This is a genomic window from Nostoc sp. C96, from assembly GCF_059384975.1.
On sequence record NZ_CM182020.1, the window covers coordinates 1,226,333 to 1,241,056 of the forward strand.

At 40.1% G+C, this 14,724-nt stretch carries 6 protein-coding genes; all 6 read left to right on the top strand.

What is annotated here, in order from left to right; all coding sequences use genetic code 11:
* The first annotated feature begins 76 nt into the window (after positions 1–76).
* The 6 genes from AC504W_RS05375 (at position 77) to AC504W_RS05400 (ending at position 14,699) form a co-directional block, all read left to right on the top strand.
* On the top strand, positions 77–2,776 hold the full coding sequence (locus AC504W_RS05375) for a glycoside hydrolase family 10-like protein (RefSeq protein WP_494876657.1): 2,700 nt from the start codon (positions 77–79) through the stop codon (positions 2,774–2,776).
* A gap of 333 nt (positions 2,777–3,109) precedes the next feature.
* Positions 3,110–8,203, top strand: a complete 5,094-nt coding sequence (locus tag AC504W_RS05380; protein ID WP_494876659.1) for a PAS domain S-box protein — start codon at positions 3,110–3,112, stop codon at positions 8,201–8,203.
* Positions 8,196–9,410, top strand: a complete 1,215-nt coding sequence (locus tag AC504W_RS05385) for an EAL domain-containing response regulator (RefSeq protein WP_494878572.1) — start codon at positions 8,196–8,198, stop codon at positions 9,408–9,410. The genes AC504W_RS05380 and AC504W_RS05385 overlap by 8 nt, the downstream gene beginning before the upstream one ends.
* 176 nt (positions 9,411–9,586) lie before the next feature.
* Positions 9,587–10,747, top strand: a complete 1,161-nt coding sequence (locus tag AC504W_RS05390) for a hybrid sensor histidine kinase/response regulator (RefSeq protein WP_494876661.1) — start codon at positions 9,587–9,589, stop codon at positions 10,745–10,747.
* 226 nt (positions 10,748–10,973) lie between these two features.
* Entirely contained in the window at positions 10,974–13,307 is a 2,334-nt protein-coding gene (locus AC504W_RS05395; protein WP_494876663.1) for an NACHT domain-containing protein, read from the top strand.
* A 45-nt stretch (positions 13,308–13,352) separates the two neighbouring features.
* Entirely contained in the window at positions 13,353–14,699 is a 1,347-nt protein-coding gene (locus AC504W_RS05400; protein ID WP_494876665.1) for a PQQ-dependent sugar dehydrogenase, read from the top strand.
* The last annotated feature ends 25 nt before the right edge of the window (positions 14,700–14,724 follow it).

Sequence of the window (14,724 nt, forward strand, 5' to 3'; positions counted from 1 at the left end):
TTCGGAGGCAATTTATTGTTATGCTGAATGATAAATAATAAATACTGTCTAATAATAAAAAAAGCGGGGGTTAAAAGTGAAGAATCAGGGAACTGCAATCAAAGTCACAAAAAAAGCCAGATTCTTCATTTTTAGTTTTAACTTTTTGATTGTTAATTGTTTAAGTAATTTTAATATTTTATCAGTTAGGGCAGCCAGTGAAGAACCTGTATTAACAGTAGTTCAGAGTACAGAAAATAGGCAGCAATGGACAGGAATTACTAAGCGCTTGCAAGCTATTGGGGTAAATTATTGCGTGGTTCCCTTAGCGCAAGTCAAAAGTAGTGCAGATTGGGGCGATCGCCGCGTCTTATTTTTGCCCAACATCGAAACCTTAACCCCTGCCCAAGCGATCGCCTTAGAATCATGGGTGAGTAAAGGCGGTAAAGTCATCGCTAGTGGGCCTGTTGGTAGTTTATCAGCGCCGGGAGTGCGGCAGTTATTGCGATCGCTCCTTGGCAGTTATTGGGGCTTTGGTTTAGATGAAACACAACAACTGAAACCAGCCAAAACACAGCCACCAAGATGGGCGAACCAAAGCGAACTATTTGGGCAAGTGCGTGGTGGCGTAATTATTCCCGAAGGCGGAACTAGTCAAGCCACCGCCGTCTGGAATGCCCAAGATAATCCCGCCGCAGTTGTCAGTACAGAATGGTCTACCTTATTAGGCTGGCGTTGGGGAACAGATGCCGCCTCTAGTTTTGAGTTAGATAATGCTTGGTTAAAAGCTGCCATTAATCATCATCTAACAGCGCCATCTCCAGGACAAAAGAAAATCGCCGGGGCTGACTCCAACTGTTCTACCACAATTGCCACTGCTTCCCTGAATTCGCCATCTTCCCCTACTCCCATCATCCCCCAAGCGCCATTAGTTCCCCGCACCCCTCGTTCATCTTCCCCAGAAGCCATTGATCAATTAGAACAAACAGTGCGCTGGAACGTAGAACCCAATTCTAATCAGCCAATTGACGAAAAAGAAGCGATCGCCCTCCAGCAAGAATTAGAAAATTTAATTAGTCGGGTAGAAAGCGCCCATTTAGCCGCCTCAGTTCATGCAGCTAATTTAAATGAAGCCATCACTAGCAATCCCCAATCACTCAAAGAAGAAGACACGCGCGTCGCCTCTACCAGACCAGGATTATCCATTCCCAGTAAAGAACAAGCTATTGCCCAAGCGCGGCTAGTTGCCAAAAACATTCCCCAACTCATAGCCAATAAAAACTATGCCTTAGCGCGTCAGCAATGGTTAGCCACCAGAACAAATTTGTGGAAACATTTTCCTACCAATCGCCGATTAGCCCCCGCAGAAATCCGCGCCGTCTGGTTAGATAGAGGCACAATTGTTCGGGCTGGTGGCGAAAAAAAATTAGCTGAAGTTTTTGACCGTTTGGCACAGTCGGGCATTAACACAGTTTTTTTTGAAACTCTCAACGCCAGTTATCCTATTTACCCCAGTCGAGTTACACCCCAGCAAAATCCCCTGATTCGTGGCTGGAATCCTTTAGCCGTAGCGGTGAAATTAGCCCATGAACGAGACATGGAGTTACACGCCTGGGTGTGGACTTTTGCCGCCGGGAACCAGCGCCACAACCAAGTAATTAATGTTCATCCTGATTATCCAGGGCCAGTACTGGCGGCTCATCCAGATTGGGCAAACTACGACAATAAAGGTAATACCATTCCCCCTGGTCAAACCAAACCATTTTTTGATCCAGCTAACCCAGAACTGCGCCAATATCTCTTGAAGCTGTTTGCAGAAATTGTCACCGAATATCAAGTAGATGGTTTACAGCTAGATTACATTCGCTATCCCTTCCAAGATCCCTTTGCCGGGCGGACTTACGGATATGGTCAAGCGGCGAGAGTGCAATTTCAAAAGTTGACTGGTGTTGATCCGTTGACTATTTCGCCCAACCAAGGGGAATTATGGCAAAAGTGGACAGAATTTCGTACCCAACAAGTAGATAGCTTTGTCGCCGAAGTCTCACAAATGGTGCGGCAAAAACGTGCGGATTTAATTTTGTCCGTGGCGGTATTTCCCCTACCAGAACGAGAACGCATTCAGAAACTCCAACAACATTGGGAAGTTTGGGCCAGACGGGGAGATATAGATGTGATTGTCCCCATGACTTATGCTCAAGATACTGCTCGTTTCCAACGCCTTGCCCAACCGTGGATAGCTTCTAGTCAGTTGGGTTCAACTTTGTTAGTGCCAGGAATTCGTTTGCTGTCATTACCGAATTTGGCAGCATTTGACCAATTACAACTTATTCGAGACTTACCCGCCAGTGGTTATGCCCTGTTTGCAGCGGAGAATTTTAACAACGATTTGCAAAAAATCTTTACTAGCACTCAAGGTAAAGTGCCATCTGGGGCTGATGAACCGATTCCGCTGCGTCAGCCTTTTCAAACCGCCGTAGTGCGTTATGAATTGCTCAAACGAGAATGGCAATACGTGATCCAAAACGAGCTAGTGCAAATCCCAGCAATTAAAATTACTGATTTTAACAACCAAATAGAAGTCGTAGAAAAAGCTTTAAATCAACTGGCCACTGCACCTTCTCCAGCCAAGTTACTCACAGCCAGAGCTTCTTTAACTCGATTCCAGTCGCAATTTCGCATTTGGATGCGGGAAACTGCCACAAATAACCCTTATCAAGTCAAAGTTTGGGAAAATCGCCTGGCAACCATCGAAAGACTATTACGCTATGGCGAAAGGCGATCGCAACTACGCTAAGAGATATAGACAAAGGGCATACATTCGACTGCATTCATACCATTTCATGAAAAAAATGATACAAATTTATGAGTTTTTCATTCTTTCCCCCTGCTCCCTGCTCCCTGCCCCCTGCGTTCTATTTGTATCAAACTTAAAATGAAAGGGTATCAGAGGGTGCAGGTGAGAATAACTATTGATCATTCACCCTTAACTCTTCACACAAAATTTACATTATACTTACAGTATTTTTCATTAGGATAATATTATTAATTTACCTGCCAAATCCTTGAACATACTGGAAGAACATAAGTTGAGATAACTATTAATTGATGATAGCTATCGTGATTATCTATGTATACTAGACAACAAAATCTCTGGCTACAAAGCTTAGAGGCAGTAATTGATTTTTCGCCACTAACGGTTCAGCCGGAAGCAACAGTGTCAGAGGTAATCTCACTGATGGCAAAGTGTGGTGTTGATGTTTTGGTCGTGTCCGTTTCGCAAGTATTAGGATGGTTGACCGCACAAGATATATTCAAACTCTTAGCTTCAGGTATTGATGGCAAAACTACCAAAGTTACTGAAGTGATGCAAACTTCAGTAATTATGTTAAAAATCTCAGAATTTCAGAATATAACGTCTGTATTATCACTGTTACGCCAGCATAAATTAAATATATTGCCAATTCTTGATGAAGCAGATCAACTAATTGGCACAGTTACCCCCACCAGTATTTGTCAAGCACTAGAGCAATCAGCTGAAAATTCCCCAAAAGAAGAGAGACTACGTTTATTAGAGTCGGCAGTGGTCAATGCCAATGACTCAATTTTAATCACCGAAGCCTATATCTCAAACGGTCAAATAGAACCGCGGATAGTTTATGCCAATCGGGCATTTACTCAGATGACTGGTTACACACTAGAGGAAGTCATCGGCCAAACACCTCGATTCTCTCACGGCGAAAAAACTTGTCGTGCCGAAATGAAGAGACTGTTTGCGGCTGTGCAAGCTGGCTTACCTATTAGAACCGAATTACTCAGCTATCGCCAAGACGACTCAACCTACTGGGTAGATATGAACTTAGTGCCGATTAAAAATGCTCAAGGACATGTCACTCACTTTGTCGCCATACACCGCAACATTACAGAGCGAAAACTTGCAGAAGCCGCCTTACAGTGGAACGAAGAATTATTCCGCCAATTGACCGAAAATCTGCCCCAAGCCTTTTATGTCTGGGATGGGAATCAACAAAAATTGCATTATGTTAGCCCAGCTTATGAAAAAATTTGGGGCAGAAGTGGCGATCGCCTGATGAAAGATCCCCAATCATATTTTGCCGCAATTTACCCTCCCGACCGCGATCGCGTAGTAGCAGCATTTGAAAATTTATTCACAGGTCAATCTTTCGATGAAAGATATCAAATTGTGCGCCCTGATGGCGAAATGCGCTGGATTTCTAGCAAAATCTTGCCGATAAAAAATGATCATGGACAAATTTATCGCTTCGTCGCTATAGATGTAGATGTGACTGAACGCATCCAAGCAGAAGCCGCCATGCACGAAAGCGAAAGACGATTCCGCGCAATTTTCAATGGAACATTTCAATTTTCTGGCTTACTCACGCCAGAAGGCAACTTACTAGAAGCGAACCAGACATTACTGGATTTTGGTGGACTGCAACCACAAGATGTTGTCGGTAGATTATTTTGGGAAACCCAATGGTGGATGATTTCTCCAGCAATCCAAAATCAATTAAAACAAGCAATTGCGATCGCCGCTAGGGGCGAATTTATTCGTTACGAAGTTGATATTCTCGGCGCTCACCAAACATTACGCACCATAGATTTTTCCCTCAAACCCCTCAAAGACGAAACAGGCAAAATCGTCCTACTGATTAGCGAAGGGCGAGATATCACCGAACTCAAACAAACACAAACAGCACTCAAGCAAGCCAACCAAGCATTAGAACAACGCGTCGCCCAGCGAACCACAGCCCTACAGCAAACAAATCAGCAATTATTAACAGAAATTGCCGAACGCCAAATCGTCGAAGAGCAACTGCGGCAGTCCCAAATTATGTTGCAATTAGTCATGGATACCATTCCCCAAGGTATTCTTTGGAAAGATTGCAATTCTGTAGTTTTGGGTTGTAATCGTAACTTTGCTAAATTTGTTGGTGTCGAAAACCCAGAAGATATTATTGGGAAAACAGCTCATGATTTCCTAGTACATAAGTCAGAAGCCGACTTTCACCAAGAGTGTGATGCGAGAGTTATCGAGACAAATCAACCTGAACATCATCTGATTGCACCTCTGCGGCTAATCAATGGTAAACAAAGTTGGTTGGAAATTAGTAAAATCCCATTACATGATGTTGCAGGTAATGTAGTTGGACTTCTAGGTACGGTTGAAGATATTACCGAACGCCAACAAGCACAGGAGGCTCTAGAAAAAAGTGAAGCCAGATTTCGTTTTTTAGCAGAATCCATCCCCCAACAAGTATGGATTGCTGATACCAATGGCAACATCGAATATGTTAACCAAAGGGGTCTGGACTATTTTGATTGTAGTCTAGAGCAGTTGAGTGGTTGGGCATGGCAGCAATGGCTACATCCAGATGACTTGGAAGAGTGTTTAGCTGACTGGCAAACATCTTTAGCTACAGGTAAACCGTTTGAAGGAGAATTTCGTTGGCTTAGAGGTACTGATCAAACCTATCGATGGCATTTAGCCCGTGCTGTACCTTGGCGTGGTCAAGAAGGGAAAATCACCGCTTGGTTTGCTACTACCACAGATATTGATGATCGCGTCACCGCCGAACTGGCACTAAAACATAGCGAACAACGCTTTCGTAACTTAGTTGAATCTAGCTACGATTTAATTTGGGAAGTTGATCAAAACTGTGCTTATACTTACGTCAGTCCGAAAATCCGCGACATTTTAGGTTACGAACCAGAAACAGTTTTAGGCAAAACACCGCTTGATTTCATGCCACCAGAATTACATGAAACCCTAGCGCCCAGTTTTGCGGCAATTTTGGTAGTACCCCAACCATTTCAATGTTTAGAAAACATCCAAGTTCATCAAGACGGACATTTAGTTCTGTTGGAAACCAGTGGAGTGCCAATATTTGATCAAGACGGCAAATTTACTGGTTATCGTGGTACAAATCGAGATATTACTGAACGCAAAGAAGCTGAGACCGTATTAAAAGAAACTCAACAGCAACTACAGGCAATTTTAGATCACTCCGCAGCAGCGATTTATGTAGTTGATACAGACAATAGATTTCTTTTAATTAACCGTTATGTTGCTCAACTACTCAACATGACCCAAGAGCAAATCATCGGTAAAAGTATTTATGAGCTATGGACGCAAGAGATTGCTGATAAGTTTGCGGTGAATAACCATCAGGTAATTACTCATGGGGTGCCAATCAAAGTTGAAGAAGTTGTAACTCTTGAGGACAAGTTATACACATACTTTTCTGTCAAGTTTCCCTTAAAAGATGCCCAAGGTATAACCTACGCTGTCTGCGGTCTGTCTACCGATATTACCGATCGCAAAATGGCAGAAGAATCTTTAACTCGCTTTCATAAGGCGATTGAAAGTACCAGTGATGCTATTTGCATGACAGATGGAACAGGTAAAGTGACTTATGTTAATTCTGGGTTTACTGAGATATATGGATACAGTTTAGAAGAATATCTGGCAGCTGGGGGAGCAGTTAGTATCTTCAAGTATCAGGCAGAGCTAAACACAGTATTAGCCACAATCGAAAATGGTGACTCATGGCGTGGTGAAGTGACAATGCAAGCTCGCAATGGGCGGCTATTACAAGTTTATTTACGTGCTAACGCTATGAAAGATGCTACTGGTAGAATTATAGGGTTAGTTGCCATCCATACTGATATTACACCCCGAAAACAAGCAGAAGAAGGTTTAAGACTACGCGATCGTGCGATCGCCGCCAGCAGTAATGGCATTATCATTGCCGATGCCAGTATTCCCAACGGCCCAATTATTTATGTAAATCCAGCCTTTGAAGACATGACAGGCTATAGTGCAGCCGAAGTCATCGGCACCAGCTTTCGGTTATTCCAACGCGCAGACATTGAACAATCTGGTTTACAAGAACTGAATGCAGCAATGCAAGCAGGCAGAGACTGTACTGTAACTCTGCGAAACTATCGGAAAAATGGCAGCCTATGGTGGAATGAACTGAATATTTCTCCTGTATATGATACTGAAGGCATACTCACTCATTACATCGGCATTCAAACCGATATTACTGAGCGTAAACAAACAGAAACTGCTTTACTCGTCAGTCAACAGCGATTGCAATACTTACTTTCTTCCAGTCCAGCAGTTATCTATACAAGTAAAGTTGGCGAAGACTTTGGCACTACCTTTGTTAGTAACAACATTAGCACTATCACTGGTTACCAACCACAAGATTTCACAGAGGATAGCAGCTTTTGGGTGCATCATATCCACCCAGAAGATGTACTTAATGTTTTTGCCGAACTCAGCCAAATATTGCAGCAAGACTATTACAGTTTAGAATACCGCTTTCTCCACAAAAACGGAACTTACCGCTGGGTATCTGACCAAGGTAAACTAGTCCGAGATGATACTGGCAACCCAGTGGAAATGGTAGGTTACTTAGCAGATATCACACAGCGTAAGCAATTAGAACAAGAACTCAGAATAGCTCTAGAGAAAGAAAAAGAACTGAATGAACTAAAATCTCGGTTTGTTTCCATGACTTCTCATGAATTTCGCACACCGCTGAGTACGATTCTTTCTTCTTCAGAATTGCTGGAACATTATCGTTACAAATGGACAGAAGAAAAACAAATTACCCACCTGCATCGAATTCAAGCAGCGGTGAAGCGGATAAACGAGATGTTGAATGATGTTTTAGTGATTGGTAAAGCAGAAGCAGGAAAACTTGAATATCGACCCACTGCTTTTGATTTGGTTGCTTACTGTACTCACATCATCGAAGAAGCGCAACTAAATCAAAATAATCGCTGCTGCATTTATTTTAGTAGTCAATATTCATCTATATCATGCTGTATGGATGAAAAATTGCTTGGGCATATTCTTCATAATTTACTCTCGAATGCAATTAAATATTCTCCCGAAGGAAGCACTGTTAAATTAACCCTTACTTGTGAACATGGACAAGCAATATTAGAAATTCAAGACCGAGGTATTGGTATTCCGCCAGAAGACTTACCACATTTGTTTGAGTCTTTTCATCGTGCTAAAAATGTGGGAAATATACTAGGAACTGGATTAGGACTGGCAATTGTAAAAAAGTGTATAGATATACACCAAGGGAAAATTACTGTCACCAGTTTATTAGGAGTTGGCACTACCTTTACCGTAACTCTGCCATTAAATAGCGCAATGCAAATCGAGGGAAATGATGATTAAAATTCTAGTAATTGAAGACGAAGAATCTGTGCGGGAAAACCTTTTAGATTTGTTAGAGGCAGAGGATTTTGAGACCATCGCTGCTGCTAATGGTAGAACAGGTGTAGATTTAGCATTTGCAGAGTCTCCAGACTTAATTCTATGCGACATGATGATGCCAGAAGTTGATGGATATGGAGTTTTGACAGCATTACGACAAGACCCATTAACAGCCACAATTCCATTTATTTTTCTCACAGCCAAATCAGCTAAATCTGATTTTCGGCAAGGGATGGATATGGGTGCAGACGACTATCTAACTAAGCCATTTACACGAGCGGAATTATTAGGTGCAATTATGAACCGCTTAGAAAGGCAGGCTACTTTAAAAAAGTATTTATCTAGTCCGACAATAGTAGCTAAAACTGTATCACCCAAAATTCAGTTATTAGAAATGAATTTGCAACGGGTAGTTCAACAAAATAAATTTCAAGAATTTGAAATTTATTATCAACCAATAGTTGATATCGCTTCTGGTCAAATCATTGCGGCTGAAAGTTTATTACGTTGGCAAAGTCCAGAATTAGGTTTAGTTACTCCCACAGAATTCATACCTATTGCTGAATCTACAGGTTTAATTGTACCTATTGATCAATGGGTATTACAAAATGTTTGCCAACAAATTAAAATTTGGCATGATGTGGGAATTGCTTATTTAAGCATGACTGTAAACTTATCAGTGATGGAATTTTATCAGCCAGATTTACTCAACAAAATTAATGATTTCTTAAAAAGAAATAAACTCGAACCACAATATTTAGAAATAGAACTAACTGAAAGTATGATTATGCAAGATATCAATAGTGCGATCGCCACTATGAATAAATTAAAATCTTTAGGTTTAAAAATCGCTATTGATGATTTTGGCACAGGTTATTCCTCGCTCATTTATCTCAAAAATTTACCAATTAATACTTTAAAAATTGACCGTTATTTTATTCATAACGTAGCTGTTGATCATCAGAAATCTGCTATTACTAAAGCTTTAATTGAAATGGCTCATAATCTAAATATGCGAGTAGTAGCTGAAGGAGTAGAAACAGAAGAAGAATTACATTTTTTGCGTGAATATCAATGTGATTCTATGCAAGGATTTTTATTCAGTCGCCCATTACCAGCAGCAGAATTTGAAAACTTTTTGTGGAGTAATAGACATTTATATATATAAATTTATGCAAATTTTATAATCGACATTTTTACTACATAAAAATTTTGTATTTATCAGAGAAAGATAAATATATAATTCTATTGTTAAATTAAGATTTGCTGATACAAATCTTATTCATAAAATCTTTTTATAAGATATTTTTAAAATTTTATATTTACTGAACTTTAATCAAGTATATGAATAAAATCTTAGTGATTGAAGATGATCTAAATGTGCGCCAAAACTTGGTAGATTTACTTTATGCTGAAAATTTTAATGTCATCACTGCCGAAAATGGTTACTTTGGTTTGCAGTTAGCGCAAACAGAAATTCCTGACTTGATAATTTGCGATGTGATGATGCCAGAATTAGATGGCTATGAAGTCCTCAAAGAATTACGCCAAAATCCTAAAACCGCAATTATTCCCTTCATTTTTTTAACCGCCAAATCTGAAAAAACTGACTTTCGCAAAGGTATGGATTTGGGTGCGGATGATTATATTGTCAAACCTTTTTCTCGGTCAGAATTATTAACAGCAATTACCTGTCGCTTAGAAAAACAAACGGTAATTTATCAACAAACTCAAGAAAAACTAGATAAATTGCGTACTAGCATTACTCTGTCATTACCTCACGAATTACGCACACCGCTAAATGGCATTTTAGGTTTCTCTCAAATTCTCATGGAAGAAAGCGCATTGCTAGATGCAGAATCTATCAAAGAAATGGCAGAATTTATCCATCAATCAAGTCAGCGTTTATTTCATTTAATTCAAAAGTTTTTACTATATGCAGAACTCGAAATTATTGCTACAGATCCGCAGCGTGTCCAAGAAATTCAAAACCAATCAACGGAATTTCCCACACCAGACCTAACTAATTTGATGCTAGAAAAAGCAAAAAATGCTGATAGAGAAGATGATATCCAAATAGATTTATCACCATGCAATGTCAAGATTGCTGCTAAAAAAATTACGAAAATAGCTGAAGAATTACTAGATAATGCTTTAAAATTCTCTCCCAGCGGTACGCCGATTAAAATTACAGCTAGGGCTACCAATAATACTTTTAGTTTATCTTTTTGCGATCGCGGTCGAGGTATGAGCCGAGACCAAATTGCCGAGTTAGGTGCTTATCGGCAATTTGAGCGCAAACTCCATGAACAACAAGGCTCAGGATTAGGCTTAATTATCGCTAAAAAATTAGTAGAATTACATGACGGCACTCTCAAAATTGAAAGTAAGCCCCAAGAAAAAACTGTTGTGACTGTGACACTTCCCTGTAGCACTCAAGAAGCATCACCAGATCATTACTCAGCACTGGCTGAACGCCCCGCTACTGCTAACAGTACTCAGTAACTAAAACATAACTCAGCACTTAAATAAAAGCTTGGGCATTGTTCAATAAGCGTTAGCTTCTTTGGACAATGCCTTCAGCTAGTTGGGTATGTAGATTTGGCTGACTCGAATACTATTATGTCTAGCCGATGTATGAATTGATGTTGGGGTTTTTGTCGAAGTTAGCGTATAACTTGTATAAGTTGTATACAAAAAAGCAATTTTATACAAAGTTGGGTAGTAGAGTATGGCAAAGCGATCGCTCCAAGCATCGGCTGAAGGTATCAGAAAAGCAAAACAAGCCTTTAAACGTAAAGGCTGGACACAAGAATATTTAGCAGCTGAGGTCGGCTTAGAGACTCGCCAAGCCATTTGGAAGTTTTTTACTGGAAAGCGCATAGACCGCCATGTGTTTAACGATATTTGCTTTGCGCTGGAACTCGACATCTCCGAAATTGCCCAACCGTTGAGTGCGGATGAATCAGGTTTCTTAGATATCCCGGCGAATCTGTCTCTAGAGATTGAGACATTAGTAAAAAAACTACGGTCTCTCTATCAAGAAAATATTCAAGCCCAGTGCGGTACTGTGCAAATTTTAGATGTTGCTCAACCAATACAATTCAAAGATATTTATGTTGATGTAGAGATATTAGAAGAAATTAACAGTCGCAGATGGCTAGAAATTAAAAAATTTCCCCAGGTATGGATGAAAGAAAATAACTGCTTGGGTGTAGCTGACTGGCCTCAAACTAGAGGTTCGGGAATGGAAGCAGTTCAAAAATATACCAAGTTGATGGTACTAGGTAAGCCAGGTTCGGGTAAAACTACATTTTTGCAAGCGATCGCTAATAATTGTAATCTAGGTCTGTTTCAGCCTGATTATTTACCCATTTTTGTCCGGTTGAAAGACTTTGCTGAAGATCTTCGCGGGCGTACTCAAATTAGTCTATCTAACTATCTATATGAATCTTTTATCAATCTTGGCATTCATGAACAAGAACTAACTACCGTCTTTGCTCATGGGCGAGCCTTAATTTTATTAGATGGCTTAGATGAAGTAGTTGAGCAAGATAGCGATAAAATCATTCATAAAATTCGTCAGTTTACCGAAAAATTTTACAAAAATAAAATAATTATTACTTGTAGACTGGGCATACAAAATTATAAATTTCACGGCTTTACAGAAGTAGAAATTGCCAATTTTCGTAAACCGCAAATCGCTAATTTTGCAGAAAAGTGGTTTTGCTCAGTAGCTAAACATCCACCAGGAGTAGCGCAAGACCTAGCAAGTCGGTTTGTCCAGAAGCTCGAATTAATAGAAAATTTGCAATTTTTAGATTTAGCAGCCACACCAATTTTACTAAATTTTATTTGCTTAATTTATCAGTTTAACGGAGATTTACCTGTTAATCGGGCTGAATTTTATAAACAAGTATTGGATTTACTACTAATACGTTGGGACGAAGCCAAAGGCATTCAAAGAGATGAGTTTTATCCTAATTTCTCCTTGCTACACAAAATAAAATTGCTGAGTCATATAGCGGCAATTACCTTTCCCAAAAGTAGTTACTTTCAGCCTGAATCTCATCTCTGTCAACTGATTACCGATTACTTAGTTCACAATTTTAATACCTCAAATGATACCACGGCTTTGCAACTAGAAAGTGCATCTTTGTTACAAGCAATTGAAATTCAACATGGGTTATTAGTTCAAAGAGCGCGAGGAATTTATTCTTTTTCGCATATTAGTTTACAACAATATCTTACCGCTAGAGAAATAGTTGCTAACATCAATACGCAGAACCTGGGAGAATTGATGAATCACCTGAATGAAAAGTATTGGTGGGAAGTTTTCTTACTCATTGCAACTATGTTAAAACCTGCCGATGAATTATTCAAGGCAATGAAGGAAAAAATTGATAATTTATCTGTGAAAAATGCTAAACTACATAACTTTTTAACTTGGTTAACTCAAAAAGCTGCCGTAGTAAATACATCTTATCATGCAGCTAGTGTGCGGGCTTTTTATTTTACCATTGCTATACCTTCAGAATATGCTTTAGCCTGTAGTCAAGAATTAGCAATACTTTTAGATCATCATCTGGCTGGTAATCTAGCAGGAGATTTGGCGTTAGACTTAGCTTTAATTCATGGATTAACTGTCAGCTTAGGCATAAATTCTGAGATTTTTTTAGCCAGATTTTCAGCTTTGAGTTTAGCCCTTGACCTTAAGCATTTATTAGCAACTCAACCAGATTTACAAAAATCATTGCAAGAAATCAAAAATCAGCTACCTTCTCCCAGCCAAGGTGGAGATTTTTTAAAAAGTTGGTGGCAAGAAAATGGCAAAAATTGGACAGAAGCATTAAGAGATTGGATGATTACTACTCGACAGATAGGTCATAATTGGCAGTTCAATCAAAAAGATTTACATGATATACAGCAGTACTGGGATGCAAACAAATTACTTTTAGATTGTTTACAGAGTCCTACTGACGTTTCTCCTAATTTACGGAATTATCTCGAAAAAAGTTTGTTTTTACCTAAAGAAATCAAACTTGAGACAGGCGACGAAAATTAAATTTTCAGTCTATCTTACAAAAGTTATGTATAATTTCACACTGCTATGAAATTCTCTGGGCATTTCTTGTGGTTGGCTTTGTTATTGATAACAGCAGGTTGTAACCAAATTCGTGACTTTTCAGATAATGCCATAACTCAAGACTCTACACCTGCGCCCTTATTAGTAGAGAATTCTACACAGTCTCAAAATATTATCCCTACTGAACCACTTTCGCCCCAACCTATTCGCATCAACTTACAAAAATTACCAGCACCTTTCGCTACCGAAAGTGCATCGAAGCGCCCAGAAGTAGTATCAATTCCGCAAAATCCGGTATTACGAGTACCGCCAGGATTTCGGGTCAATATCTTTGCTGAAGGTCTGAAAGCACCGCGCTGGCTGGCGTTAACTCCTAGTGGTGATGTACTGGTGACAGAAACCAGAGAAAACCGCATTCGCCTATTCCGGGACAGTAATGGCGATGGTGTGGCTGATGTGAGTCAAACCTTTGCTAATGCAGACAACGGCTTAAATATTCCCTTTGGGATGGCGTTCACGGGGAATTATTTCTTTTTGGGTAATACTGATGCAGTTTTACGGTTTCCCTACAGCAAAGGTCAAAAGCAATTATCGGGGACTGGGGAAAAAATTGCGGATCTTCCTGGTGGTGGTTATAACCAACATTGGACAAGAAATGTAGTAGCTGCACCAGATGGCAAAAAGTTGTATGTTTCGGTGGGTTCTCGTTCTAATGCTGATGAAGAAGCATTACCAAGGGCTTCAGTACAGGTGATGAATTTGGATGGTTCCCAACAGCAGACTTTCGCCTACGGTTTGCGAAATCCGGTGGGTTTGGATTTTCATCCGGTAACGCAGGAGTTGTACACCACTGTGAATGAACGCGATGGTATTGGGGATGATTTGGTTCCTGATTATTTCACTCGCATTCAGCAGGGAGAATTTTATGGCTGGCCTTATGCTTACCTCACGCCAAATAAACTTGATCCTCGGCAAATGGCGAATGGTAAAAGTAAACGCCCAGATTTAGCAGCCCAAACGCTTACACCGGATGTGTTGTTTCAAGCTCATTCGGCAGCGCTGGGTGTGCAATTTTACGATGGTAAGAGTTTTCCGGCAAAATACAAAAATGGTGCTTTTGTGGCGTTTCGGGGTTCTTGGAACCGCGATCGCGGCACTGGTTATAAAGTTGTGTTTGTCCCTTTTGATACCAAAGGACGACCACAAGGCAATTACGAAGATTTTCTCACAGGATTTTTATTAAATCCCAATACCCCAACTACTTGGGGGCGACCTGTTGGTTTATTAGTATTACCTGATGGTAGTTTACTAGTAACAGAAGAAGCTAATAACCGGATTTATCGTATTCAATATACGGGGAATCAAAAATAGGCTAATTGTTTGGGAAAATGCAACC